Source organism: Synechococcus sp. Cu2B8-bc1011, from assembly GCF_047302735.1.
In the GTDB taxonomy this organism is placed as follows: domain Bacteria; phylum Cyanobacteriota; class Cyanobacteriia; order PCC-6307; family Cyanobiaceae; genus Synechococcus_C.
Genome location: NZ_CP138915.1, coordinates 2,500,554 through 2,524,604, shown reverse-complemented (window position 1 = coordinate 2,524,604; position 24,051 = coordinate 2,500,554). Strand labels below are relative to the sequence as shown.

The following is a 24,051-nucleotide window of genomic DNA, read 5'->3' as shown; positions in this document are numbered from 1 at the left end:
ATTAGTAGTCCTTGAAATGGTGATATTAAATTGAATCTGAATTGCTTCAATTTAGCTTGATCTCTTCTTGGTCATAACGACTTTGCCGCTCGGCTTGCAGTTTGATTTCATCTTGATCTGATTGAGCGAGAGGTAGGTCAAACCAAAATGTTGTGCCCACATCTGGTTCGCTTGCCATCCGAATCACGCTGCTGTGTTTCTCAAGAATTCCTCTCACGATGGAGAGGCCAAGGCCAGTTCCTACTTCCGTATGGACTGCATTTTCTACGCGATAAAAGCGTTCAAAAATTCGTTGTTGTTTGTCTTCGCTGATTCCATAACCCGTGTCACTTACTTCCACACGTAGTTTTGGAAGAGGCGAGATCATTTCGCATTGCGGAGCCTGAAATGAATCGTCTGGAAGAGGTCCCATCCAGCAGCTGTCGGGCCAGGCGTAGGCACGAATCACGATGCGGCTTCCGCTGCGGCTGAACTTGAGAGCATTCCCGACGAGATTGTCCAGCACCTGGAGGATCAGGTCCCAATTGCCAAGAATGTCAGGCAGATCGATCGACGCCTCCAGGTCTAATTCCACCTGTTTGTCGGATGCGTTCAGTTGATAGCTGCGAAGGGTTTGCTCTAGGCCAGGCCTGAGATCGAGTGCAGAAAACTGAACGCTGGGATGGGATTCGAGCCTTGAAAGATCGAGAACATCGTTCACGAGTCGCGTGAGTCGATCTGTTTCAGCATTGGCAATGCCGAGAAACTCTTGCTTGTCTGTGTCGCTGAGTTGATCCCCCATCTCGTAGAGGGTTTCGACGTAGCTCTTGATGTTGAACAGCGGAGTGCGCAGTTCATGGGACACGTTGCTGATGAAGCGGCTCTGGGCCGCGTTGAGCTCCACTTCACGGGTGAGGTCCTGCATGGTCACCGCGATCCCTTTTAGGTTTTCTCCGCTGGGTTCGCGAACGGCTTGGAGTACGAAACGCAGGGTGCGAGGAGGCTCGCCGATGCTGCTTCGTAATTCATTGCTGTCACGGCCTTGATTCAGGACTCCATCGAGAGGCTCATGGAGCTCAATCGCTAATAAGTCTGGGATCGAATTGAGAAAATCCTGCCCTTCAAGATTGCGTCCCTCCCAGCGAAACAAGCGACGAGCCGTTGGATTGGCCAACACAATTTGACCCTTCTCATCCAGCAAGACCGCGCCATCGGCCATCGTTGCAATCAGCGAGGCCTGCTTCACCTGGGCAGCTTGCAACTCTTCGATGTTGGCCGCGTCGTAGTCCTGGAGCTTCAAGGCCATCGCATTAAAACCATCCAACAACTCCCCAAGTTCGCCGCCTATAGGGAGGCCGATACGGGCTTGGAAATCTCCAGCAGCAATCGAGCGAACGCCGCGAAGCAGTTCCTTCACGGGTCGGGTGATGGTCAGCGCATTGAAGACAGCGCCAAGAATCACCAGGACCCAGATCGAGATGAAGACGGCCACGGTGACCTCTCGGGTGAGGGAGGCACTCGCGAGAGCCGAGTCATTGGGGTTCACTCCTAGGGCGAGAACACCGAGGTAGCGGCCCTCCTGAATCAAGGGCACAAACACATCGGTGACCTGCCCATCAGGGGTCAGATGTTGACGGACAAGGGGGTTTTTAGGCCTCGATCTCAGTTCACTGGGGAGTTCAAGGCGTCGATTAAGACGAAGGTCTCCTCTGGTATCTGCGTCATTCCCACTGATGGGAATGCCGAGGTAGACAACGCCTTCGGGATCTGCAAAAAAGATGTAGCGAAGGCTGCGGCTTGAGCGCCAAAACTGTTCGGCCACATTGGCCAGTTCTCGGTCGTGTCCGTCTGCCACCAACTCGGTGACATTGCCCGCTAACAGCAGCCCCAAATCCCTGGCGTAGCGGGTGTCATTCATCACCGCATCGCGTTGGATCCCATTGAGCGCGAAAAAGGTAATGCTGGTCATCATCAGGCTCACCACCAGCGTGGCGATGGCCAGAAGTTTGGTCTGAAGGCTGAATTCGGCCCACCAGAGGCGGATGCCACTCCAAATACCCTGTTGCTCTTGGGCCGTATCCGAAGAGACTGACCCTGCCCATGAGGATGCAGTGGAGTTCGCAGAAGCTGGTGCCGAACCGCTACTCATGGTGCATCAATGCTTAATAAAGCTTAGGTGCGCGCACTTGATGGCCAATGTCCGTTCTGAATTGCATGCCTTCGTAACGGATCTGCGTCAATCCTTCGTAGGCCTTAGCGAAGGCCTGATCAAAATCCGTCGCCTGAGCCACCATCGCTAAAACGCGGCCGCCGGAGGTCTCCAGCACCCCATCCTTGCTGAGACGTGTTCCGGCATGGAATAACTGAAGTGGGTCGGTTGTCGTTGGGTCGAGATTGAACGCAACCGCAATTGGATCGCCTTTGCGGGGGCTATCGGGATAGCCAGCTGCTGCCGTCACCACGCAGGCACTGCACAGCTCCAGCTGAGTAAGCGGTGGTGCTTCTGCAAGACGTCCGAGCGCACAGGCCTGGAGAACTCGTGCGAGTTCAGGCCCCATCAGAGGCATCAGGGTTTGGCATTCCGGATCGCCAAAGCGGCAATTGAATTCGATCACCTGTGGCCCCTCGGCCGTGAGCATGAGCCCTGCATAAATGACCCCTCGGTAGAGGATTCCTCGCTTGCGCAAAGCAGCAAGGGTTGGTTCCAGGATCTGCTCGCGGACCTGTGTGAGGCCCGCTTGATCGAGAAGGGGGGCCGGTGCATAAGCCCCCATCCCCCCGGTATTGGGTCCTTGATCCCCCTCCATGAGTCGTTTGTGATCCTGCGCAGGCGGAAGCAGAACCATCTCTTCGCCATCACAGAGGGCAAACACCGACACTTCTGGCCCGGTGAGGCGTTCTTCCAGGACAAGCCGCTCACCGGCCTGTCCGAAACGACCTTGAAACGCCTCTTGAATGGCGGCTGCAGTCTCCTCCACGCTGTCCGCGACGGTCACCCCTTTCCCCGCTGCGAGTCCATCTGCCTTCACAACCAAGGGGCGTTGAAGTTGTTCCAGAAGAGCAATCCCATCTTGCTCATTGGCCACGGTCCAGTACCCAGCCGTGGGAATCTCCGCGTCTTGCATTAATTGCTTCGCCCAGGCCTTACTCGCCTCGAGCTGTGCACCCTCCGCACTCGGGCCAAAGACTGCAAAGCCTTGTCCTCGAAGCGTGTCAGCAAGACCATCGGCCAAGGGGGCTTCTGGACCGATCACCACCAAATCGATGGCGTAGTCGCTGCACGCCGCAACCATGCCTTCGTGATCCGTTTCTGCGATCTCCAGTGGAGTGCAGCCTTCCAAATCGCCTGTGCCAGCGTTTCCTGGGCTGATCCAGATGCCTTCGATCTCTGGACAGCGTCTGAAGGCCCAGGCCAACGCCTGCTCTCGGCCGCCACCTCCCACCACGAGCACATTGCGCAACGGCGGCAGTGAGAGGGGACGGGTGTTGGAGATGGACATGGGCGGGTGCGGAACGGGGGGTGACCCCTAGGTTTGGAGTTCAGGCGCAATGCTCGGCGCGTTGCCCTGACCTATCCATCTTTGTTGAACGACTGTCAGCCCATGGGGCTTTCCTCCCTGCCACTGTTGTTTTTATTGGCTGCGGCTCCGCCGTTGGAGGCGGTTCCTGTGCCACCTGTCGCCCTGCCGATGACCCTAGAGGTCTTTGAAGCGGTCCTTGAAGAAGGTGGCATTAACGAGTTATCGGAGGCGTGTGCCGATTCGGATCGTTTTGGTCTGCAAGAGCGCCTTCGTCTGCTGCGCAACCGTTTGATGGTGGTGGCACCTGCTCCGCAACCGTTTGCTGTTGTGATGGCGAATGCCCGGGCGCTGATGGCCTGTAGGGCTCCCGATAGCACCCAGATCGTGCTGAGTCGATTTGGACCTGGGCCAGGATGGCAACGAAGGGAATGGTTGCTGCTGTCATGGCAAGCCGCCAGTGCGGCCCTCGATCAAGATCGTGCTGTGCTGGCGCTTCGGCGGTTGGCTGATGGTGATCTCACGCGTCTCGATACTGAGCAATTGATCGTGGGCCAATCGGATGATGGCTTGCCGCTGACTCGTTCAGCTCTTGATCTGCTTGCGAACCATGAGTTAGCAGCCGGCCGGCCCGAGGAGGCCGTCACGGTTCTCCTGGCGGGTCGTACTCCAGGAGTTGTGGCATCGCGCAGGCTTGGCCAAGTTGCTGAGTTGCTGGCGCCGTTGGATCCAGAGCGAGGCGATCTATTGCTGGAAGCGGCTTTGGATCAAGCTGCCGCTGAGCAAGCCTGGGGTCTTGCTGAAGATTTGCTCCGCCTGCAGTTGCGTTTAGCACTGCAGCAGGGTGGCGATGCCGACCGACCTCGCGAACGGTTGCGCCGTTTGGCGCGCCGGCTTGATGACCGCTTAACGCTGCTCGAGTTGGAACAGATGTCACCAGATTTGGATCCTCAGCGTGTGCAAGACCTTGAGGACCAGCTCCGCTCTCCTCGCGCTGCAGGAGGACATGCCTCCCTGGGAGAATCGGATGCATCCGAAGCTCCTGCTTCCAATCCCTTGGCCACGCCATGACCAGCACCCGTGGGCCGCTTCTCTATGAGGGCAAGGCCAAACGCATCTATGCCTCAAACAAAGAGGCTGAGGTTTTGGTTGAATTTAAGAACGATGCCACTGCTTTTAATGCCCAAAAGTGCGCACAACTTGAAGACAAAGGACGACTTAATTGTCAGATCTCGGCATGTCTGTTCGAGTTGCTGGAACGGGAAGGAATACCCACCCATTACTGCGGGTTGGAGTCGGATCATTGGATGGTGGTCCAACGGGTCAAGGTGATTCCGATTGAAGTGGTGCTGCGCAATGTGGCCACCGGATCACTCTGCCGTCAAACCCCTATCTCTCAAGGCACTCGCTTGGATCCGGCACTGCTGGATCTTTACTACAAGGATGATGACCTTGGGGATCCTCTTTTGACAGAGTCGCGTCTGTTCTTACTTGACTTGGTCAGCCCAGAAAGTCGTCAGGAAATCGAGACGTTGGCAAGACGGGTCAATGCTGTTTTGACCCCTTTCTTTTCTGGTCTCAACCTTCAATTGGTGGATTTCAAGCTCGAGCTGGGATGCAACGCAGCGGGTGAATTACTTGTGGCTGACGAGATCAGCCCAGACACCTGCCGGCTTTGGGACATGAACAGTCGGGATGCAAAAGCACGAATTTTGGACAAGGATCGATTCCGCCAAGACCTTGGCGGAGTGATTGAGGCCTACGGGGAGGTCTGCAAACGGGTCCAAGGGGCCACCCCCAAACCCCGCAACTACAGGTAAGGTCACCGGACATTTCCGGCCAATTCGGCCGATATCCGCACCACCTCATGGTCAATCCCTCCTCATGCCGAACCAGGAACGCCGTTCGGCGAGGAGCTTTGGGGCTTGCTCTGGCCCTGCCGCTTCTGACCACCCTTCCAGCTCGAGCGCAAGCTGAGACTGACTCCGATCAGAGTTCGGAAGAGCAGACCCAGCTGGAGGATGCTTTAACAGGGGAGGCCAACGCGCCTCAATCTGCACCTCAATCTGTGGAGGTGGAGGAGTTTGAAGGTGCTCAGGAAGCACCAGTTGCTGCAGAAAACGAAGTCACTGAGCAGCCCAGAGTGCTGATTACAGAGGTGATGATCGAAGGGATCGATGGTCACCCTGAACAAGAGCGGTTGGAACTGGCTGCTTATGACGCCATGACCGTTCGCCCTGGTAGTCGCGTCACCAGGGATGAACTGAAAGTTGATTTAGAGGCGATCTACGCCACCGGCTGGTTCTCTGATGTACGCATAGAACCGGTGAACGGCCCTCTTGGCGTGCAACTTGTGGTTCAAGTTGCTCCCAATCCCGTGCTCACAAAAGTTGAGCTGTTGCCTGAAGACAATGAGATCCCTCCGCAGGTCATTGAGGATGCCTTCAGTTCCGATTACGGACGCACGCTGAACCTCTCCGAACTTCAGCTTCGGATGAAAGAACTTCAGACTTGGTATTCAAACGAGGGGTATGCCCTTGCAAGGGTCACAGGTCCAACGCGAGTTAGTCCAGATGGAGTTGTTGAGCTCAAAGTTGTCGTTGGCACGGTCGCTGGCGTTGAAGTGCAGTTTCTCAATAAGGAAGGCGAAACCACTGACGAAAACGGTGAGCCGATTCGAGGAAAAACAAAACCTTGGGTGGTTACGAGAGAAATCTCAATCAAGCCAGGAGAGGCCTTCAATCGCAACCAACTTGAGGGTGATATCAAACGCCTTTATGGAACTTCGCTATTCAGCGACGTCAAAGTCACGTTGAAACCTGTTGCAGGAAAGCCGGGCGAAATCAATATTGTTCTGGGGATCGTTGAACAATCCACCGGTTCTCTTTCTGGTGGCTTGGGCTATAGCCAAAGTCAGGGAGTCTTTGGTCAAATTCAAGTTCAAGACAGTAATCTCTTCGGTAGAGCATGGAATATTGCTCTCAATCTTACATACGGACAATTCGGTGGTCTGGCTAATTTTACGTTTACTGACCCATGGATCAAGGGTGATTCGCATCGCACTTCCTTCCGTACTTCTATTTTCCTAAGCCGAGAAGTTCCTCAGGTTTTTCAAAGTCAAGACAAGGGTGACATTGTTACGGTCACTGACTATGAGGACAATAATTCCTCTCGTGCTTACGAAATTAACAACAAAAAAAATCCTGCTGGTCGGAAGTTTGATAATGTTGACGACGCTTCAAAGCTTTTCCCTGAAGATAGTTGGTTTGATTACGAGGGAGATACTGTTGTCCTGCAGAGAGTTGGAGGTAATGTTATCTTCGCTCGTCCGCTTAATGGTGGAGATCCCTACAAAAATGCTCCCTGGCAGGTCCTTGTCGGGATGAATGTTCAAAACGTTAGGCCGATTAATTTCGAAGGTAGTTCTCGTATATTTGCTACGCCTAATAAGCGCAATAAAAATGATATCCCTAACGAGAACATAATTTGCATCGCTTACAATTGCGCATCCGAGAATAATCTTGCTGGCTTGCGACTTGCTGCAACGTATAACTCGTTAAACGATCCGCGGAATCCTACTTCCGGAAATTTCTTTAGTCTCGGAACCGAACAATTCTTGTCGGTTGGTGAGAATTCTCCAACTTTTAATCGAGTCAAGGCAAGTTACACTCAATTCTTTCCAGTTAACTGGTTGAAGATCGCGAAGGGTTGTCGGCCTAAGCCCGGAGAAAAATTAAATTGCCCGCAATCGATCGGGCTCCAAATTAAGGCTGGGTCAATCGTTGGCGATCTTCCTCCCTACGAAGCCTTCTGTCTGGGAGGCTCTAATTCGGTTCGTGGCTGGTTTGATTGTGACTTGGCGGTTGGGCGAAGCTATGGCGAAGCAACTTTGGAATACCGATTCCCACTGATTAGTATATTTGCAGGGGAATTATTTGTTGATGCTGGTACTGATTTTGGGTCCCAGAATAATGTTCCTGGAAAGCCTGGTAAATTGCTTGAAAAGCCAGGATCAGGCTTCTCCGTCGGTACAGGTGTCATTGTGACGACGCCAGTCGGCCCTCTGCGTCTAGAGGTTGCCAGTCAGGATTTCACCGGTGAGTGGCGATTCAATTTGGGTGTTGGCTGGAAGTTCTAATGATGTCTTGGCCTGCTGACTACGACAGGCCTTGGACGTTGGCATCCAGTGTGTCGCGCTCAGGGATTGGTTTACATAGCGGACAGCAATGTCAAGTCACCCTTGCTCCCTCGGAGCAGGAGGGCTTCTATGTGCGCTGGCTTGATCAAACCTCAGAGCCCGTACGTCTCGATCCTTCGCAGGTGCGCGACAGCCAGTTGTGTACCACCCTTGATTTTGGTGACAGAAAGCTTTCCACGGTGGAGCATTTGCTCGCTGCTGTTGCTGGCTGCGGGGTGTCCCATTTGGAACTGCAGGTATCGGGTACTGAAATACCGCTTCTCGACGGTTCCGCTTTGGGCTGGGTTGAGGCGATCGCTGAAGCGGGCTTGACAACAGCGTCGACACCACGTCGTCCCCCCTTGGTGCTCTCTGAACCGCTAGCTTTTTATCGCGGCAGTAGCGCCATCGTTGCGACGCCTGCTGATCGCTTCACGCTGGTTGGCGTGATTGACTTCCCTCAGGCAGCGATTGGTCGTCAGCAATTTGCTCTAGAGCTTTCTCCTCAGGCGTTTATTGATGAGATCGCTCCTGCTCGTACCTTTGGGTTTCGCGAGCAAGTAGAACAGCTTCGCTCCTCTGGTCTCATTCGTGGAGGTGCCTTAGATAACGCTCTCGTTTGTGATGGAGATTCCTGGGTGAATCCCCCTCTGCGTTTCCCAGATGAACCAGTGCGCCATAAGATCTTGGACTTAATCGGAGATCTGGCTCTCATAGGTTTCCCTCAAGCCCAAGTGCTGGTCTATCGCGGATCTCACGGCCTTCATACTGAATTGGCCGCGGCACTTGCCGATCAACTCGTTCCTCAACGCTGAGCCACTTGACCGTTCTTGCCTCTACCGACACTCCCGCAGCGGTGCTGAATGCCGAGCAGATCATGGGTTTGCTGCCGCATCGCTATCCATTTGCCTTGGTGGATCGGGTGCTGGAGCACGTTCCAGGGGAACGAGCTGTTGCCCTCAAGAACGTCACCTTTAATGAGCCGCAGTTCCAGGGACATTTTCCTGGTCGACCTCTGATGCCAGGGGTCTTGATTGTGGAAGCGATGGCTCAGGTGGGTGGGTTGATTGTGACTCAGATGCCAGATCTCCCTAAGGGCCTGTTCGTGTTTGCCGGCATTGATGGAGTTCGTTTTCGTCGCCCGGTGGTTCCAGGGGATCAATTGAGGATTACTTGCGAGTTGCTCAGCCTGAAACGCAAGCGTTTTGGCAAAGTGAAAGCGGAGGCCACGGTGGATGGACAGCTTGTCTGTTCTGGTGATCTGATGTTTTCTCTGGTGGATTGATCGTGATGAGTGAGGAGCTCTCCACATCAGTGATTACTGACGATCGCCCTGCCCAGGTTCATCCGATGGCGGTGGTTGATCCCAGAGCAGAACTCGCCCATGGAGTTGTGGTCGGTCCTGGAGCGGTGATCGGCCCTGAGGTGAGTATTGGGGCTAACACCTGGATCGGTCCGCACGTGGTACTCGATGGTCTGCTGCGCATTGGTGCGCACAATCGCATTTACCCCGGCGCTTGTTTGGGGCAAGAACCTCAGGATTTGAAATACAAAGGCGCTCCAACGGAGGTTGTGATTGGTGATCACAACACCATTCGTGAATGCGTCACGATTAATCGCGCCACTGATGAAGGAGAGCAAACTCGGATCGGTGACAACAACTTGCTCATGGCTTATTGCCACCTTGGGCATAACTGTTTGCTGGGTAACAACATTGTGATGTCGAATGGCATCCAAGTAGCAGGCCATGTGCTGATTGAAGATCGCGCTGTAATTGGTGGTTGTTTAGGAATTCACCAATTCGTCCACATCGGTGGTATGGCCATGGTTGGCGGCATGACTCGTGTGGATCGTGATGTTCCTCCCTACTGTCTCGTTGAAGGTCATCCAGGCCGGGTCCGGGGGCTTAATCGTGTGGGCTTGAGGCGTCAGGGCCTGCACCGCCTCGAGGGGGGCCAGGAATTCAAACAGCTTCAGGACATTTGGTCGTTGCTCTATCGCTCCAATCACGTCATTGCCGACGGCTTAAACCTTGCGAGGCAGCAGGCCTTGCTGCCTGCCGCGAATCATCTCTGCACGTTTTTGGAGGGTTCCTTGTCGACAGGTCGACGGGGCCCTATGCCTCCTCCATCTAGTCGCTGATGGTGCGTCTGCTCATCAGCACCGGCGAGGTGTCAGGAGATTTGCAGGGAAGCCTTCTAATTCAGGCTCTTTGGCGTGTCGCGAAGCGTCGTGGACTGGATTTAGAAGTTCTTGCTCTCGGGGGTGAGCGGATGAAGGCCGCCGGAGCTGAGTTGCTGGCGGACACCTCTCCGATGGGAGCGATCGGTTTGTGGGAAGCCCTTCCTTTGGTGGTTCCCACGATTCGATTGCAAGCCAGGGTGGATCGGGTATTGAAGGAGCGTCCACCCGATGGGGTGGTGTTAATCGATTACATGGGCGCCAACGTGCGCTTGGGCCACAGCCTCAGAGGCCGACTGCCGGATGTGCCAATCACTTATTACATCGCCCCCCAGGAATGGGCTTGGCGCATTGGGGAAGGAGGCACCAAAAGTTTGCTGCAGTTCACAGATCGCATCCTGGCGATTTTCCCTGAAGAAGCTGAGTTTTATTCCGGTCGAGGCGCTGAGGTCACCTGGGTGGGGCATCCCCTTCTGGACATGGTTCCGGTTTCATCCGATCGCCAGGCTGCTCGTTGTGCGTTGGGTTTGCCCTTGGAAGGAGCTCTCTTGCTCTTGATGCCTGCATCGCGGCCTCAGGAACTGCGTTATCTCATGCCTGAATTGGTGCAGGCTGCTGCCACCCTTCAGGCGCGTGACCCATCTCTGAATGTGATGGTGCCTGCCGGATTGGAGCGCTTTGAGGAGCCTCTTCAACAGGCCCTGGATCAAGCGGGGGTTCGCGGGACCGTCATCCCTGCCGACCAGGCGGATGCCATGAAGCCCCACCTGTTTGCAGCGGCCGATTTGGCACTGGGTAAATCGGGAACCGTGAATTTGGAATTGGCGTTGCAGGGTGTACCGCAAGTGGTTGGCTATCGAGTCAGCCGTGTCACTGCTTGGGTGGCACGGAGAATTCTCCGCTTTCACGTGGATCACATCTCGCCGGTCAATCTTCTGCTCAAAGAGAGACTGGTGCCGGAGCTGTTGCAGGAGGATTTCAACGCCGATCAGTTAGTTGCATTGGCCATTCCGCTGTTGAACAACCAAACGGTTCGGCAAAGGGTTTTGGATGGGTATCAGCGCTTACGTGACACCCTTGGTGAACCGGGTGTGACCGACCGTGCGGCGGAAGCCATCCTTGACCAGATCAAACAGCCCTCTTGACCTCATGCGTGCATTAATCCCACTGGTTTTGACCAGCATGATGTTGTTGAGTCCGATGTCAGCTATGGCAGCTGTCCAGGATGCTGTCCTTGCTGGTGGCTGCTTTTGGTGCCTTGAGCATGATTTAGAGGATGTTGAAGGTGTGATCTCGGCTGAAAGTGGGTACAGCGGTGGCCATGTGGAGAACCCCACTTATCAACAAGTAAGTAGTGAAAAAAGTGGGCATCAAGAGGTGGTACGTGTTCGATTTGACTCCGATAAAATCAGTTATGCCAATCTTTTGCAGCATTATTGGCGAAACATTGATCCTCTTGATGGGAAAGGCCAGTTTTGTGATCGAGGTGACTCGTATCGGCCAGTTATTTTCACTTCTGGAGACAAGCAGGCCACCGCTGCTCAGGCAAGTGCTGCCTCTGCTGCAAGTGAATTAGGGGTGTCAAGATCCAAGATAAAAGTGCAGATTCGTGATTCAGTTCGGTTCTGGCCTGCAGAGGATTATCACCAAAATTACGCTAAAAATAATCAGCTTCGCTATCGCTACTACCGATTTAGTTGTGGGCGCGATCGCCGCCTTGATGCTGTGTGGGGGGAGCGCGCAAGATCAGGTACAGCGTGGGTGAATCAAGCGCAGCCATAATCCACCTCCGAAACCTGAAGAAAATCTGTAATTTGAATATTGGTTTTTTTCAGGCGTTTCTCAGTAAAGATGCGGGTTTTCCCCTCTCGACGCTCCCAGATTTTGTCCTTACCATTGGTCCAAGATTTGTGGAGGGGGCTGTATGTATCTGCTGACGATCAAGGATGGTCTGGTAACGCGTCACGTGGGTCCTTATCCGTCTCCGAAGCTTGCTTCCGATGATTTGGATCGAGTGCTTGCAAGTTGTTCTGAGCGGGCTCGCTGGCAGATTCATGCGCTTGAGTGCCCACGTGCCATGACTGCGGTTGCGTCCTAATCGGCTTGTCGGCCTGGATAACCGCTGAGAAGACCGCTTTCGATCATTAAGCCGATGCCTGCATTAATACAGATCAGGCTGAGGGCTCCATACCAGAACCAAGGCCCACGGTCTTGTCCAAGCATCTGAATAATGCGTCGACTGATAGCTTCCCCAAAGAGGCAGAGTCCTACAGGTAAAAGCAGAACGCCAAGTTGAGCTCGCAGGTACCAGCGCAAGGGTCTGGAAGCCATTCGTTTTGGTTGTCGCACAGTCTTTGAAAAACCTAGTTCTCGGCCTGATGTGTTTGCGCGCACACCCAATTCACCAAGGTGCGCACTCCGTAGCCAGTGGCTCCAGCAGGATCCATACCTCTCCCCTTGTCGCTCCACACCGTGCCCGCGATGTCGATGTGCGCCCATGGAATGGAGCCCTTAACAAACTCCTTGAGGAATAAAGCGGCTGTAATCGAGCCTCCTGGCCGGGGACCTGTGTTTTTTAAATCCGCAAGGAGTGATTTGAGGCCCTTGCGATAAGCCTGGTGCATTGGCATCCGCCAGAGCCCCTCACCTGCATCTTTTGCTGCTCCTTTTAAGGAGTTGGAAAGTGAGTCGTCTTCAGTCCAAAGTCCAGCAATCTCGTCGCCAAGGGCAATCACGCAGGCACCGGTCAATGTGGCCAGGTCCACGATGGCATCGGGTTCAAGTTCGGATGCATACACCAAGGCATCCGCGAGGGTCAGCCGTCCTTCCGCATCCGTGTTGTTGATTTCAATTGTGGTGCCGTTAGAGGCGGTGACGATGTCACCTGGATGCACGGCAGAGCCGTTGATCATGTTTTCGCATGACGCCACCAGCATGTGCACTTCAATCCCCTTGGGGCGGAGCTCAGCGATTGAGCGCATCGCGCCAAGCACAGCGGCACTGCCTCCCATATCGAATTTCATCATGTCGATCTGCGCAGCACCCACTTTCAGGTTGTAACCACCGGAATCAAAGGTGAGCCCCTTGCCGACCAAGACCACCCGTTTTGTGGCAGGACCGGAAGGGCGGTAAGTGAGATGGATGAACTTGGGATCCATGTCTGAGCCTTGGCAGACTGAAAGGAATGACCCCATTCCCCTCGCTTCACAGTCGCTCCGCTCAAGCACCTTCAAGTCCAAGCCATGCTCGCGCGCCATCTGAGCAGCGCTTTCGGCAAGGGCTGATGGAGTAACACTGTTGGGAGGTGCTGCAACGAGCTCTCTTGCGAGTTCTACCCCTGCGCAAATGGGGTGCACCGCTTCGAGGGCGCTGTTGAGGGTATTGGGGAGGGGGCCGAGCAGTTCAAGTTGCTCGGGGTGAATGCTGGGCTCGGGTTGACTGCGGAAACGTTGATCGCTGAAGAGCGCAAGCCTCACCGCTTGCGCTGCAACGGTCACCGCTTCTGCAGGATCAACGGCGTTCCATGGCAGTAACAACCCAAGACTGCCCGTCTGGTCCTTGCTCGCTCGGGCCGCCGCAGCGCCCGCCTCTCGAAAGCTATTGACATCAAGTGCTTCAAGAGGCCCCAGGCCTATGAGTACGAGGGAGATGCACTTGGGGTTCAGGAGTTGAAGGCTCGCACTCTCTCCCTTTTTCCCTTGGAACTTCCGCTTTTCCAACCAGTTGCCAAGGGAGATGGAAAAGCGTTCCTCCATCGCAGGTATCCAGCCATTGGGATCACCCTCTGCAATGCCTAGGGCCAACACGGTTCCCGACCAGGCCTCTGGTTGGGCCGAAGAGAGGGAGATCTGCATGGAGATTGGGCGCGTGAGCCGATGCTACGAGGCACCCTCAATCGGCATGGAACGGCGTGGACCAACGCTCACGGGTCTCCTTGTTAAAAGGCGGTTGCCAGAGACGAATCAAGGTTTGTTCCAGCCGTCGTCGAGGACGGGTTTCCTGCGGGACATCGGCCCAGAAACGGATGCTTGTGCTGCAGCACAAGCCTGTGCTCATGCAGGCCTCTTGGTAACTCGCCAAGTAAGCCTTGCAGTCGTGCTCGCCTTTCCAGCGCCGATCCGCCGCCTTTGTTTCTCCGATGTAGAGAAGAATCGGGTGTTCGAGTTCTTTCGGCCGATCCATCACGAGATAGATGGCAGCCCCTCGGTGGGGACTGTTGGGCCAGCGCCAGAAGCTCAAAGGTAAGGGCCTGAGCTGCAGGGGCTGGAAGCTACTCAGCGGATTGGTGTTGTCACTGGCAAACAGGTGCTGTTGTTCTGCGTGTTGATTCCGATGCCCGAACTGAGCAGAAAACAGAGGTGCTTGGAACTGATGAACTCGCTCTTGCCAGTCCTGTAATAGCTCTGAGCTCAGGGGCAGGGAACGTTCGATCAGACCACTGGACTCTGCCAATGGTTGCTCAAATAGGTTGCCCTGCCCAGGGGGAGTGGCCATGGGGTTATTAGCTCCTTGGAGGGAGGCTGGGGCCTGATGGCCGTGCCCCAAAGCTCACGCGGCCAATCAGCTGTTCCACAGCATCAGGCGGTAAACAGACGCGTTCCTGAAGATCAGCGAGATGCTCAAACGGTTTCCGCCGCCGCTCCTCGATCAAACGTTGGAGGCGGGGTTTTGGCCAGTTGAGAGTCTGCTCTAACAAGGTGGGTGCCGCGGCATTGAGATCCAGTGGAGGCTGTTCAGGCAGCACTGGAGTATCCCCATGCCAGCGAAACACCAGGTGAGGCGTCCACAGTCCTATGAGATCAGCGGGAAGGTTGAGCAAGAGCGCGAGATCATCCAGCTGGCTGAATTGCACCCCACCCCGTTGCAGTCGCATCAGCACATCCACCATGTGTTCACTGCAACCAGGCAGTTTTTGCCATTGTTCAGGCGTCGCCCGATTGACATCCAGGGTCCAGGTATCCGCTGCGTTAGGGGTCTCCCTCTGCTTTGGTTTCGCTCGGACAGGGTCTGGAGGGAGATCGCCGGTGGCCTGCAAGAGCTTGCGAGCCAGGGGGTCAAGCCAGTGCTGGCGCGACATTGCTTTAGGGACTTTCTTCTTGGCCAGGACCATACCGAGCCCAAGCCTGTGGTGTTAGGGGGTCCAGCGCGGAGGCGAGGTTGGGATGTCGATCAGTCCCTGTTGAAAGGCAACCACCACGGCATGGGTGCGGTTGTTGGCTTGCAACTTACGCAGAAGGCTGCCGATGTGGGATTTCACCGTGTCGATCGAGACCACAAGACTGTCTGCGATCTCCTGATTGCTCATTCCTTTGCAAAGTCCACGCAGCACGTCCTCTTCCTTCAAGCTCAGTTCGGGAGGAATGGAGCCAGAGGCTGTGCGTGCCAGTCGACCGTGGCGGAGAACGTCTGCGATCACTGAATCGTGATAGGTGCCATCGGATTCCATTGCGGTTAGGGCTGCAGTGACGCCTCCCATCCCGACATTCTGATGCGAGCACAATCCATCACAGGGCGCGTCGATCGCCTGGAGGATGGTCCGCAGAATTGGACGCTGAACGAGTAGCAACGCTTTCAAAGTGGGCTTGTTTTGTTTGGCGCGCCGAATGAGGCTTGGACCATTGCCACCCTCGAGCTGGTCTGTGCAGATCAAGAGATTGACATCATCCGTTTGCAACCTCTGAAGACAGTCCTCTTCCGTGGTGGCGGCAGCAACCAGGTGCCCAAGGTCTTGAAACCAGCCCATCCAACTGGCTAATAACACGCGATCGCCACTGGCAATCGCTGTGCGACTAGTGCGCAGAAGACTGTGCCCCTGTTTGCTGCGCGTCTGAAGTCTGGGGATCTGGGAGGTGAGATCCACGCCATTTTGAAACTCTCTTCATGTTGACTTTGGTGAGGGGGCGTGGATCCGCACTGTGAGGGATTCCGCGAATTGTTCAAAATATGGATGACTCTTTTTCAAGACCATGGCCTTCTTCGATTCCGAAATCGTGCAGGAGGAGGCCAAGCATCTTTTTGGCGACTATCAGCAGTTGATGCAGTTGGGGTCGGATTATGGAAAGTTCGACCGAGAAGGGAAGAAAAAGTTCATCGACACGATGGAAGATCTGATGGAGCGTTATCGCGTTTTTATGAAACGCTTTGAGCTCTCGGAAGACTTCCAAGCCAAGCTCACGGTCGAGCAGTTGCGGACGCAGCTTGGGCAGTTTGGGATTACACCGGAGCAAATGTTCGAGCAGATGAATCAAACCTTGGAGCGGATGAAGAGTCAGCTCGAGCAATCGGAAGGTCAGTGAGCCGTACGATCCCTCGCACAACAACGTTCTCCCGTAATGACAGTCAACCCCCATTCACTGCCGAACTGGTTGGCGCGGGGGATGGCCGATTTGTTTCCGGACGGTCAATCGGATGATGTGGATCAGGCGTTGGCTGCTCGCTTGGCCGCGGCTGAGTTGGAAGGCCGTCCTCTGCGGGTGAAGTTGGGCATTGACCCAACGGGAAGTGATATTCACCTTGGCCACAGCATTTTGTTTCGAAAGTTGCGCGCTTTTCAGGATGCGGGGCATACAGCGGTCCTGATTATTGGTGATTTCACGGCCCGGATCGGCGATCCAACGGGCAAGAGCTCCACGCGTGTGCAGCTCACAACGGAACAGGTGGAAGCCAATGCGACAACGTATTTGCGTCAGTTAGGGCAAGGACAGCCCAAGGAGCGTGCCCTACTTGATTTTGAAACTCCAGGACGGCTGGAGGTGCGACGCAACAGTGAATGGCTTGAGGCCCTGGATCTGCCCCAGGTGATTGGCTTGCTGGGAACGGCCACGGTGGGCCAAATGCTGGCCAAGGATGACTTTGCCAAGCGTTATGGGAGCGGCACCCCAATTGCTCTGCATGAGTTCCTTTACCCCCTGCTTCAGGGGTATGACTCTGTGGCTGTGGATGCTGATGTGGAATTGGGGGGAACGGATCAGAAATTCAATGTGGCGATGGGGCGTGACTTACAGCGTCACTTCAGCCAAAGAACTCAGTTCGGCTTGCTCTTACCCATCCTTGTCGGTCTTGATGGCGTTCAGAAGATGAGTAAGAGCCTTGGCAACACGGTGGGTCTGGAAGAGGATCCGTTGTCGATGTATTCCAAACTCGAGAAAGTTGGTGATGCGGCCATCAACGACTACGTGATGTTGCTCACCGATTTGGCCCATGAAGCGTTGCCAGACAATCCCCGTGAAAAGCAAAAAGCAATGGCTCTGGCGGTGACGGCAAGCCGCTACGGAATGGAGGTGGCCCAAAAAGCACAGGCGGATGCCGCCACCTTGGTGGCTGGATCGGCTGCAGCAGCAGCGGATGTACCAGAGGCTTCCCTTTCAGCAGTGAATTTCCCCGCCAAGGCGTTCTATCTGCTTAGCGCGGTGGGTATTTGTGCCAGTAGCAGTGAAGCGCGCCGGCAGATCAAAGGGGGTGCAGCACGCCTTGAGGGAGAGAAAATTACCGATCCCAATCAGGAATTTGGTTCGGTATCCGACTTGGAAGGGAAGGTCCTTCAGCTCGGTAAAAAGACATTTAGGCGATTGGTCCCTTGATAGGGCAAAGGGGTGGGTGTCCTGAGCCTTGATGTGCTGCTATGACTGCCATAGCTGGAATTCGGGAGGCACCTGTTTGATATGAAATCTTCGCGCTCAATCTTGGGAGCATTCCTCACCTTTGTGGTGGGAGTGGGACTAACGGCACCGGCCAATGCCGGGATTAAGGATGAATATGAGCGAGCTCAGGAGTGTGACTACAGCCAGGCTGAATATGGAAGTGATATTGGCGTCTTTGATGAAGTCAACGTGCGATTTTGCATCAGCCAAGATCGTCGTTTTGTTATCTATGTGATGCGAAGTGGTAAGGCATGGGCCTTGCCATTTGATCGTGACTATCGCCAGGCTGGAGTCATGAGCTTGAATACAATTGAAAATGACAAATTAGTTCACTATGCCAAGAAAAAAGGTGTTGTGGAGCGCGTGATTTTGGGTAGAAAACGTATGGAAAGGCCAGTTTTGTATTGATGTCTTCCATCCACTTGTGCTGTGAATTGAATGCTGACATCTCGTTGTGTGTTGCCTGTTGCGGCAGGATTGGCAGAGGGCCCTTGTTGGTGGACCGAGCGTCAAGTTCTTCTCTGGGTTGATATTGAGGCTTCAAGGATTGGCCTGTTTGATCCTGCAACAGGCAACAATGATTTTTTGCATCTTCCCGCCCATGTGGGTGCTGTTGTTCCCACATCGGTTGGAGATTTGCTCTTGGCAACAGCGGCGGGGTTGATGAGGATGGATCCGAGCAACGGGGCTGTGACCTTGTTGTCTGATCCTGAGGCGGATCGTCCTGGTAATCGTTTCAACGACGGTAAATGTGATCCTTGGGGGCGCTTTTGGGCAGGCACGATGGCCTACGACTTCGAGCCGCTGGCTGGATCTCTATGGCGGCTAGATGGTGATGGAGGCATTAAGCGCCAACGCAGCCAGCTCACCATTTCCAACGGACTGGCTTGGAGCCAAGACCGAGGGACGCTCTATTTCATTGATTCGCCAACGCTGAGTGTGATGGCTTTCCCGCTCACCGTTGCTGGTGAGATCGCTGGAGACCCCAGCATCTGTCTCCATATTCCAGAAGATTGGGATGCCCTTCCGGATGGCATGTGCATCGATGCGGAGGGAATGCTTTGGATCGCCCTGTTTGGCGGTGGTTGCGTGACGCGTTGGGATCCGTTGCGTGGTCGCTTGCTCGACCGCTTGGCGTTGCCTTGTCGTCAGGTCACATCCTGTTGTTTTGGTGGCCCCAATTTGGATCAGCTGTTTGTTACAACTGCGAGAAGGGGGATGGATCCTGTTGCAGTGAAGGCCGAGCCATTGGCTGGTGGCTTGTTTCAGGCCGATGTGGGCGTGAAAGGTTTGCCTGCGGATTATTTTCAAGTCCTGGGTTGATCCAAGGGGTTGCGCATGACGCATCACGATGAGGGTCGTGCAGAGACGGTGTGTGGCTTCCTCTTTCTCGGCTGAATCCGCGGAACGGATCATTGTGGCTCTCGACGGTATGGCCCCTGATCAAGCGCTTGCTTTCAGTGCCCAGGTGGAAGGTTTGCGTTGGGTGAAGGTTGGCCTGGAGCTGTTCGTTCAGGCGGGGCCGGATGTGGTGATGCAGTTGCGCGATCAGGATCTGCGCGTGTTTTTGGATCTCAAATTTCACGACATTCCGGCCACCATGGAGGGATCCTGCCGCCGGGCGGCAGCGTTGGGAGCCGAACTGATCACGGTGCATGCCTGCGCTGGGACTGAAGCTCTCAAGGCTGCGCAGGCTGGAGCGGTTGCCGGCGCTGCCTCGACCGGTATCGCAACGCCAACGCTGCTTGCGGTCACGGTGCTGACCAGCTGGGAAGAGCAACGGCTGCAGCGGGAGCTGGCGATCGAGCAAGGCATCGCCGATCGGGTCTTACAGCTGGCTCAATTGGCGGCAACAGCGGGTGTTGGTGGCTGCGTGTGTTCGCCGTTGGAAGTTGCCTCTTTAAGAGCTCAACATCGAAGGCCATTCGCACTGGTGACGCCAGGCATTCGCCCTCAAGGCAGTGCAGTGGGAGATCAGGTGCGAGTCATGACTCCTCCAGATGCGATCGCGGCTGGAGCCTCTCAGTTAGTGATTGGTCGTCCCATCACGCAATCTACGGATCCAACTGGTGCGTTTGCGCAGTGCTGTGCTGCGTTAACGACGTAAGTCACGCATCGGTGCACCCCCCTTTGTTCGCTCAGCTGGTTTTCAATCCTTCTGGCCGATTTTGGGCTCGCTGCCTTCGAGAATCCTTGAAAGGTTGCTGCGGTGTCGCCATAGCACCAAGCCCATGGCTACGAGCGCTATCAGGATGTAGGAAGCAATGCCTGAGAAGCGGAACATCAATAGGGGCAGGCTGACTGCGGCCAACACGCTGGAAAGCGAGACGATGCGGAAGAGCCAAAGCGTCAGCAAAAACACTCCAAAACTGGCCAGCCCCACGGGCCATGCCAGACCGAGAAACATGCCGAAGCCTGTTGCTACTGCTTTTCCGCCTTTGAAATTCAGCCACACAGGCCAGATATGGCCAGCCAAGGCGCTCAGCCCTGCTAACACTTGAATCCAATCACCTTGGCCAAGGGCGCGCGCCAGTAGGACAGCGGCCGCTCCCTTCCCAACATCGATCAAAAAGACACCCATGGCAGGCCCTTTGCCCACTTGCCTCAGCACATTGGTGGCTCCAGTGGACCCGGAACCGAGCTCGCGCAAGTCAATGCCTTTGAGCCAGCGGCCTGCAAGCCAGCCACTGGGGATTGATCCGAGTAGGTAGCCGAGGATTAGAGAAAAGAAACCCATCAGAGCAGTTCGTTGTCGTCGTAGTCGATCTCACCGGGTCCAGCCGCAAAGGCCATCCACAGCGGAAACTGAAGCACGGGGATGTCGACGACACGCTCAGCGGCATCGATCAGGATCAGCGGCACTTCGCCGCGTTCCTCAAGTCGGTCAGCCCGCTCAACTAACGCATCACCACGTTCAAAGAGCACGATGCCGCTGTTGGGACCAAAGTCTTCTCGGCCTAATCCAAGAGCATCTTGCAAGCCGCGCCGCCATTCGCCGAGTCGCTCTGGTTGCCCTGCGAGAACAAGGGTCTGGAACTGATCGCCATAGAGATCGCTGAGAATAGAGATCAAGGCACTGCCTATCAACACGTTGCGTGGGCGATTCCCGCGACTGGACTGGGCTCCCCGTCCTCCCTGATTGAAGAACCAATCCTCGAGGAGGGCAATATCACTGTGATCAAGGCTGCGGCGCAGCTTCCAAGGATCGGCATAGAAGTCTGGTTGCTGGGCAAAACGCTCGAGGCTGGAGCGAATCAGCGCTTCATCGGGCCTAAAGGTGTCGGCAATTGCAGGTGATGGATCAGCAATGTTGCCCCCTTCCTGAGCGTTAGAAGCCTGTTGATCAAGGGGAGAAGGCTGAACCACAACCGGCTGGGATACCAGCTCCAGCTGCTCGACCGACTGAGCCATGCCTTGAAGCGCTCCGCTCAGATACTCCTGGAATCCCTTGACGCGCCGAGCAATGGCATCGGATTGGCCGACGAAGGTACCTGCAATCTCTTGTTCAAGCTGCAGCTTGCGTTGGTTGAGGCTCTCGATGTCTTGCTGCAAGGCATGGCGGCGTTGCTGCAGCTCGCTCAGGGCGAGGCTGATCAAGGCATCGCTACCTGCGTCTGAAGATGTCTCTCCAGCAGAATCGTCGCTCTGTGGTGCTTCAGTTTCAGGTGAAGACGCTTCGGCCGGCTCTCCGGAGTGCTCTTGGGGTGTGAGATCGGTGTCGTCTGGCATGGTCCGCTCGTCCTTGGGGTATTTCAGCTGATTGCGCGACGCAAGTCGAACCTTCTCTCCAAACGTGTAGGAAGCATTTCGTTTTCGTTACGCCAGCGCGTGAAGTGAGAAGTGATCCAAGCTTGCTTAGGGCTTGCCTTGTTGTAACTGCCCCACCCGTTGCTCTAGTTGCTCTTGAAGTTCTGCTGGATTGAACAGGATGGGAAGGAAATGAATGCTTTTGCTTTCACGGAAGTAAAAAAGTCCGGGCAGCCAAGGTGCGAAGAGGCGCCAAGACATCCATTCATTGAAGGGGAAACGGCGTAATTCCTCTTGTCCGCGCCACACCACCAGATCCTCCTCGCTGAATTCAAGTTTGAGGATGTAGGTCTGCACCAGAAGGAACACACTGAACAGCCCCACCACGAGGGTGGGCCAGGGACTGAGGGGTAAGAACCAAAGGCTTGCACTCAGCAACAAAATCAACAATGGCAACCTCGGACTCGGGCTGATGATCACGCTGTTGGTCTCTGGGGAGGGGGTCATGGGATTGGAGAATCAGCCGAATAAAATCTGAGTGAGCAGTACATCCATCAGCGCCACGCTGACAAGGATCATGACCACAGCTCCGGTGGTACTTGTGCCAACCTCTTTCGCTCCGCCTTTGGTGGTCATTCCCCATCCGCAGGCAATGACACCGATTTGAAGACCAAAGACCAGTGCTTTGATCAACATGAAGGGCAGGTCATCAGGTTCTAGCCAGGTCCTAACGGCTGTCCAAAATACGGCTGGTGGAATGCTGTAGAGGTTGGTGCTGCTGATTTGAGCGCTCCAGATCGCAACCCCAAAAAACAACAGGCACTGCACCGGTGCCATTACCACCATGGCGATGAGGCGTGGGACCACCAAGTACTCCACGGGATCGGTGCGCAGCATGGTGATTGCATCGATCTGCTCGGTGACCTTCATCGTTCCCAGTTGGGCGGCATAGGCAGTGGCAACCTTTCCAGTCAGCAGCGTGGCCGTTAGCAGGGGAGCAATCTCCCTGGCTAGGCCAATGGCGAGAACACCACCCACGGTGGATCCGGCGCCCATGCTGTTGAGCTCCGCTGTGATTTGAATGTTGAACACGGTGCCTGCAGCTAAGGCCGTGATGATCACGATCAAAAAGCTTCCAGGCCCTGCTTCCTGGAGCTGATCCAACAAATCAATGGTGTTGATTTGGCCTTTGATTGTGGCTGAGACAGCTTGTCCGCCGATCAGCAGGCTGCTGCCAAGTCGGTTCAGCCAGCGAGGGGACTTCATTAAGACGAGATCAGAGAAAAGACTTAAGCGCTGTGCAGATGCGCGCCACGATCAGGCCAGCGTCGCATCAACAGAAGCCCAAACACCACCAACACAGCTGGAATTAAACCCATGCAAAGACGAATGGCAATCAGTGCTGTTTCAGGCTGTTGGACGGAACTCAATGCGCCATCGGCTGCCTTTGTGGAGATGTACCCAGTGAGCTGAAGCAATGTTCCAAACACGCTCATGCTGAGGCCAATGATGAGTTTTTGCCCAAACACCATCCAAGCGGTGTAAAGGCCCGCTGGGTGGGTGGGATCCGCGTCGATCGCATCAGGAAGCAGGGACCAGGGGATGAGGTAAGCCGTTGAAGCTCCCAATCCCACCATCATGATTAGGCCGATCACAGGGATCAGGGCAACCACGCTGCTATCCGTCAGTGGCGCAAGGGTCATTGAAAGGAGACAGGCGGCAATCCAAATGCTCGATCCCCAGCCAAGTGCCTTGATTCGGCCGTATCGATTAGAGAGCACGCTCCAAACCTGGAGGCCCACCAATGCGGCGATATTGAAGGCAAGCAATAGCAATGTGGCAATTTCAGCTGGAACGTGGATGACTTGGACCAGCCAAATCAGGGCAACCACTTGCATCAGCTGAAGGCCAAACCACAGCAGCAAATACAGGCCTAGCACCATCAAAAAGCGTGAGTTGGAGCGAATGCGCCGTAGTTGCAACAGCAGAGGCTCTTTGTTGCCACTGGGGCGTTGAGCTTTTTTGGCATATGGGGCAAGACCCCAGCAGCAAAGCAATGTGGCGACTGCTGCGATCGTTCCCGTGATTTGTCCCATCAAGAGGTAGCCCCCACTTCCCTCTCGCAAGACGAAAACAGCGATGAGTAACCCGATCGTTCCCGCCAAAATGGATCCGGTAAATCGAGCTGCATTCAGCCGCGTGCGAATCGCCGTATCCGGTGTGAGCTCGGTAGAGAGCGCCGCATAGGGCAGGTTCACGCTTGTGTAGGCCGTCATAAGCAGGATGGCCATCACCACGTAATACGCCGTGCGTTGCAAAGTGCCGCCCTCAGGCACCCACCACATCGCTGCCAGGCTGATGCCCAAGGGCAGTGCGGCCGCAAACATCCAGGGAAGTCTTGGGCCCCATCGACTGCTGGTGTGATCGCTCATCCAGCCGATCAAAGGATCATTGATGGCATCCCAAAGTTTGATCACGGTGAGTAATGAGCCGGCAATCAGAGCTGGCAACCCTGCTGCAGAGGTGAAAAAGGGAAACAGGTAGAACCCCAGCGTCGTGGCGGCTAGTCCGGTACCTGCATCCCCGAGCCCATAAGCGAGCATGAGGCGGCGACGGGAGCCCTCGGGGCGAGCTGTTGAAGCGGTCAATCTGGAACAGGGGGCACGCGGAACGCCATAATGCTTGGGCACGCGACAGAACAGCTACCATTTCTGGTAAGCAGTTCTGACGTACTAGTGCGGGCGTAGTTTAGTGGTAAAACCTCAGCCTTCCAAGCTGATGATGCGGGTTCGATTCCCGCCGCCCGCTT

Annotated in this window: 25 protein-coding genes and 1 tRNA gene; 14 read left to right on the top strand and 12 right to left on the bottom strand. The window is 55.2% G+C overall.

The features are described 5' to 3' along the window. Window positions 1–46 precede the first annotated feature (46 nt). Window positions 47–2,128 carry an ATP-binding protein gene (locus SIC18_RS13335; protein WP_413429845.1) on the bottom strand — a complete coding sequence of 694 codons (2,082 nt, stop codon included), beginning with the start codon at window positions 2,126–2,128 and terminating at the stop codon, window positions 47–49. A 13-nt stretch (window positions 2,129–2,141) separates the two neighbouring features. After that, window positions 2,142–3,479, bottom strand: coding sequence for a phosphoribosylamine--glycine ligase (purD, locus tag SIC18_RS13330; protein WP_413429844.1), 1,338 nt, complete (start codon window positions 3,477–3,479; stop codon window positions 2,142–2,144). A 102-nt stretch (window positions 3,480–3,581) separates the two neighbouring features. Between purD and SIC18_RS13325 the strand changes: the two genes are divergently transcribed. The 8 genes from SIC18_RS13325 (at window position 3,582) to msrA (ending at window position 11,637) form a co-directional block, all read left to right on the top strand. Beyond that, window positions 3,582–4,568, top strand: coding sequence for a hypothetical protein (locus tag SIC18_RS13325; RefSeq protein WP_250395679.1), 987 nt, complete (start codon window positions 3,582–3,584; stop codon window positions 4,566–4,568). Then, window positions 4,565–5,317, top strand: coding sequence for a phosphoribosylaminoimidazolesuccinocarboxamide synthase (gene purC, locus SIC18_RS13320; RefSeq protein ID WP_250395680.1), 753 nt, complete (start codon window positions 4,565–4,567; stop codon window positions 5,315–5,317). Before SIC18_RS13325 ends, purC begins: the two co-directional genes overlap by 4 nt. A gap of 47 nt (window positions 5,318–5,364) precedes the next feature. Then, window positions 5,365–7,635 carry a BamA/TamA family outer membrane protein gene (locus SIC18_RS13315; protein ID WP_413429843.1) on the top strand — a complete coding sequence of 757 codons (2,271 nt, stop codon included), beginning with the start codon at window positions 5,365–5,367 and terminating at the stop codon, window positions 7,633–7,635. Then, window positions 7,635–8,489 (top strand): UDP-3-O-acyl-N-acetylglucosamine deacetylase, encoded by an 855-nt coding sequence (lpxC, locus tag SIC18_RS13310; RefSeq protein WP_413430577.1) that lies wholly within the window; start codon window positions 7,635–7,637, stop codon window positions 8,487–8,489. Before SIC18_RS13315 ends, lpxC begins: the two co-directional genes overlap by 1 nt. A gap of 62 nt (window positions 8,490–8,551) precedes the next feature. Then, window positions 8,552–8,959 (top strand): 3-hydroxyacyl-ACP dehydratase FabZ, encoded by a 408-nt coding sequence (gene fabZ / locus SIC18_RS13305; protein ID WP_048348288.1) that lies wholly within the window; start codon window positions 8,552–8,554, stop codon window positions 8,957–8,959. A 5-nt stretch (window positions 8,960–8,964) separates the two neighbouring features. Then, window positions 8,965–9,816, top strand: a complete 852-nt coding sequence (gene lpxA, locus SIC18_RS13300; RefSeq protein WP_048348287.1) for an acyl-ACP--UDP-N-acetylglucosamine O-acyltransferase — start codon at window positions 8,965–8,967, stop codon at window positions 9,814–9,816. Then, a complete protein-coding gene (gene lpxB / locus SIC18_RS13295; protein WP_048347092.1) occupies window positions 9,816–11,000 on the top strand; it encodes a lipid-A-disaccharide synthase in 1,185 nt (394 codons plus the stop codon). The genes lpxA and lpxB overlap by 1 nt, the downstream gene beginning before the upstream one ends. Before the next feature lie 4 nt (window positions 11,001–11,004). After that, a complete protein-coding gene (gene msrA, locus SIC18_RS13290) occupies window positions 11,005–11,637 on the top strand; it encodes a peptide-methionine (S)-S-oxide reductase MsrA (RefSeq protein ID WP_413429842.1) in 633 nt (210 codons plus the stop codon). Window positions 11,638–11,949: 312 nt separating this feature from the next. Here the strand turns inward: msrA and SIC18_RS13285 are convergent, their stop codons facing one another. Genes SIC18_RS13285 through SIC18_RS13265 form a run of 5 tightly spaced genes read right to left on the bottom strand, consistent with a single transcriptional unit; the run spans window position 11,950 to window position 15,715 of the window. Beyond that, the gene (locus SIC18_RS13285) at window positions 11,950–12,186 is read right to left on the bottom strand and encodes a hypothetical protein (RefSeq protein ID WP_048347090.1); all 237 of its coding nucleotides are present in this window, start codon (window positions 12,184–12,186) and stop codon (window positions 11,950–11,952) included. Between the two features lie 32 nt (window positions 12,187–12,218). After that, a complete protein-coding gene (locus SIC18_RS13280) occupies window positions 12,219–13,709 on the bottom strand; it encodes a leucyl aminopeptidase (RefSeq protein WP_413429841.1) in 1,491 nt (496 codons plus the stop codon). A gap of 37 nt (window positions 13,710–13,746) precedes the next feature. Beyond that, complete coding sequence (locus SIC18_RS13275; RefSeq protein ID WP_048347088.1) at window positions 13,747–14,349, bottom strand: hypothetical protein; 603 nt, start codon at window positions 14,347–14,349, stop codon at window positions 13,747–13,749. Between the two features lie 7 nt (window positions 14,350–14,356). Then, window positions 14,357–14,932 (bottom strand): hypothetical protein, encoded by a 576-nt coding sequence (locus SIC18_RS13270; protein WP_413429840.1) that lies wholly within the window; start codon window positions 14,930–14,932, stop codon window positions 14,357–14,359. 54 nt (window positions 14,933–14,986) lie between these two features. Further along, on the bottom strand, window positions 14,987–15,715 hold the full coding sequence (locus SIC18_RS13265) for a response regulator transcription factor (protein ID WP_048347087.1): 729 nt from the start codon (window positions 15,713–15,715) through the stop codon (window positions 14,987–14,989). 106 nt (window positions 15,716–15,821) lie between these two features. Here SIC18_RS13265 and SIC18_RS13260 point away from each other — a divergent pair, with 106 nt between their 5' ends. From SIC18_RS13260 to pyrF, 5 genes are all read left to right on the top strand, one after another. Next, a complete protein-coding gene (locus SIC18_RS13260) occupies window positions 15,822–16,151 on the top strand; it encodes a DUF1825 family protein (protein ID WP_006853572.1) in 330 nt (109 codons plus the stop codon). Window positions 16,152–16,187: 36 nt separating this feature from the next. Next, on the top strand, window positions 16,188–17,435 hold the full coding sequence (gene tyrS, locus SIC18_RS13255; protein ID WP_048347086.1) for a tyrosine--tRNA ligase: 1,248 nt from the start codon (window positions 16,188–16,190) through the stop codon (window positions 17,433–17,435). Between the two features lie 81 nt (window positions 17,436–17,516). Then, entirely contained in the window at window positions 17,517–17,903 is a 387-nt protein-coding gene (locus SIC18_RS13250) for a hypothetical protein (protein ID WP_048347085.1), read from the top strand. Between the two features lie 30 nt (window positions 17,904–17,933). Then, window positions 17,934–18,818 (top strand): SMP-30/gluconolactonase/LRE family protein, encoded by an 885-nt coding sequence (locus tag SIC18_RS13245; RefSeq protein ID WP_413429839.1) that lies wholly within the window; start codon window positions 17,934–17,936, stop codon window positions 18,816–18,818. Window positions 18,819–18,846: 28 nt separating this feature from the next. Continuing rightward, window positions 18,847–19,602, top strand: coding sequence for an orotidine-5'-phosphate decarboxylase (pyrF, locus tag SIC18_RS13240; RefSeq protein WP_284498672.1), 756 nt, complete (start codon window positions 18,847–18,849; stop codon window positions 19,600–19,602). A 42-nt stretch (window positions 19,603–19,644) separates the two neighbouring features. On the opposite strand, the gene plsY is transcribed toward pyrF, so the two are convergent. The 5 genes from plsY to SIC18_RS13215 form a co-directional block, all read right to left on the bottom strand. Further along, entirely contained in the window at window positions 19,645–20,232 is a 588-nt protein-coding gene (gene plsY / locus SIC18_RS13235) for a glycerol-3-phosphate 1-O-acyltransferase PlsY (protein WP_048347083.1), read from the bottom strand. After that, a complete protein-coding gene (locus SIC18_RS13230; protein WP_413429838.1) occupies window positions 20,232–21,224 on the bottom strand; it encodes a DUF3086 domain-containing protein in 993 nt (330 codons plus the stop codon). The genes plsY and SIC18_RS13230 overlap by 1 nt, the downstream gene beginning before the upstream one ends. Before the next feature lie 126 nt (window positions 21,225–21,350). Further along, window positions 21,351–21,749, bottom strand: coding sequence for a DUF3119 family protein (locus SIC18_RS13225; RefSeq protein WP_413429837.1), 399 nt, complete (start codon window positions 21,747–21,749; stop codon window positions 21,351–21,353). A 12-nt stretch (window positions 21,750–21,761) separates the two neighbouring features. Further along, complete coding sequence (locus SIC18_RS13220) at window positions 21,762–22,508, bottom strand: MlaE family ABC transporter permease (RefSeq protein WP_048347080.1); 747 nt, start codon at window positions 22,506–22,508, stop codon at window positions 21,762–21,764. A gap of 23 nt (window positions 22,509–22,531) precedes the next feature. Next, a complete protein-coding gene (locus SIC18_RS13215; protein WP_048347079.1) occupies window positions 22,532–23,845 on the bottom strand; it encodes an MFS transporter in 1,314 nt (437 codons plus the stop codon). Window positions 23,846–23,979: 134 nt separating this feature from the next. On the opposite strand from SIC18_RS13215, the gene SIC18_RS13210 reads away from it, so the two are divergent. Beyond that, window positions 23,980–24,050, top strand: a tRNA-Gly gene (locus tag SIC18_RS13210). The last annotated feature ends 1 nt before the right edge of the window (window position 24,051 follow it).

Bases quoted from the DNA above. Each gene is read 5' to 3' on its own strand.
- SIC18_RS13335 (WP_413429845.1), bottom strand. From the start codon at position 2,128: ATGAGTAGCGGTTCGGCACCAGCTTCTGCGAACTCCACTGCATCCTCA.
- purD (WP_413429844.1), bottom strand. From the start codon at position 3,479: ATGTCCATCTCCAACACCCGTCCCCTCTCACTGCCGCCGTTGCGCAAT.
- SIC18_RS13325 (WP_250395679.1), top strand. From the start codon at position 3,582: ATGGGGCTTTCCTCCCTGCCACTGTTGTTTTTATTGGCTGCGGCTCCG.
- purC (WP_250395680.1), top strand. From the start codon at position 4,565: ATGACCAGCACCCGTGGGCCGCTTCTCTATGAGGGCAAGGCCAAACGC.
- SIC18_RS13315 (WP_413429843.1), top strand. From the start codon at position 5,365: ATGGTCAATCCCTCCTCATGCCGAACCAGGAACGCCGTTCGGCGAGGA.
- lpxC (WP_413430577.1), top strand. From the start codon at position 7,635: ATGATGTCTTGGCCTGCTGACTACGACAGGCCTTGGACGTTGGCATCC.
- fabZ (WP_048348288.1), top strand. From the start codon at position 8,552: ATGGGTTTGCTGCCGCATCGCTATCCATTTGCCTTGGTGGATCGGGTG.
- lpxA (WP_048348287.1), top strand. From the start codon at position 8,965: ATGAGTGAGGAGCTCTCCACATCAGTGATTACTGACGATCGCCCTGCC.
- lpxB (WP_048347092.1), top strand. From the start codon at position 9,816: ATGGTGCGTCTGCTCATCAGCACCGGCGAGGTGTCAGGAGATTTGCAG.
- msrA (WP_413429842.1), top strand. From the start codon at position 11,005: ATGCGTGCATTAATCCCACTGGTTTTGACCAGCATGATGTTGTTGAGT.
- SIC18_RS13285 (WP_048347090.1), bottom strand. From the start codon at position 12,186: ATGGCTTCCAGACCCTTGCGCTGGTACCTGCGAGCTCAACTTGGCGTT.
- SIC18_RS13280 (WP_413429841.1), bottom strand. From the start codon at position 13,709: ATGCAGATCTCCCTCTCTTCGGCCCAACCAGAGGCCTGGTCGGGAACC.
- SIC18_RS13275 (WP_048347088.1), bottom strand. From the start codon at position 14,349: ATGGCCACTCCCCCTGGGCAGGGCAACCTATTTGAGCAACCATTGGCA.
- SIC18_RS13270 (WP_413429840.1), bottom strand. From the start codon at position 14,932: ATGTCGCGCCAGCACTGGCTTGACCCCCTGGCTCGCAAGCTCTTGCAG.
- SIC18_RS13260 (WP_006853572.1), top strand. From the start codon at position 15,822: ATGGCCTTCTTCGATTCCGAAATCGTGCAGGAGGAGGCCAAGCATCTT.
- tyrS (WP_048347086.1), top strand. From the start codon at position 16,188: ATGACAGTCAACCCCCATTCACTGCCGAACTGGTTGGCGCGGGGGATG.
- SIC18_RS13250 (WP_048347085.1), top strand. From the start codon at position 17,517: ATGAAATCTTCGCGCTCAATCTTGGGAGCATTCCTCACCTTTGTGGTG.
- SIC18_RS13245 (WP_413429839.1), top strand. From the start codon at position 17,934: ATGCTGACATCTCGTTGTGTGTTGCCTGTTGCGGCAGGATTGGCAGAG.
- pyrF (WP_284498672.1), top strand. From the start codon at position 18,847: ATGAGGGTCGTGCAGAGACGGTGTGTGGCTTCCTCTTTCTCGGCTGAA.
- plsY (WP_048347083.1), bottom strand. From the start codon at position 20,232: ATGGGTTTCTTTTCTCTAATCCTCGGCTACCTACTCGGATCAATCCCC.
- SIC18_RS13230 (WP_413429838.1), bottom strand. From the start codon at position 21,224: ATGCCAGACGACACCGATCTCACACCCCAAGAGCACTCCGGAGAGCCG.
- SIC18_RS13225 (WP_413429837.1), bottom strand. From the start codon at position 21,749: ATGACCCCCTCCCCAGAGACCAACAGCGTGATCATCAGCCCGAGTCCG.
- SIC18_RS13220 (WP_048347080.1), bottom strand. From the start codon at position 22,508: ATGAAGTCCCCTCGCTGGCTGAACCGACTTGGCAGCAGCCTGCTGATC.
- SIC18_RS13215 (WP_048347079.1), bottom strand. From the start codon at position 23,845: ATGCTCGCTTATGGGCTCGGGGATGCAGGTACCGGACTAGCCGCCACG.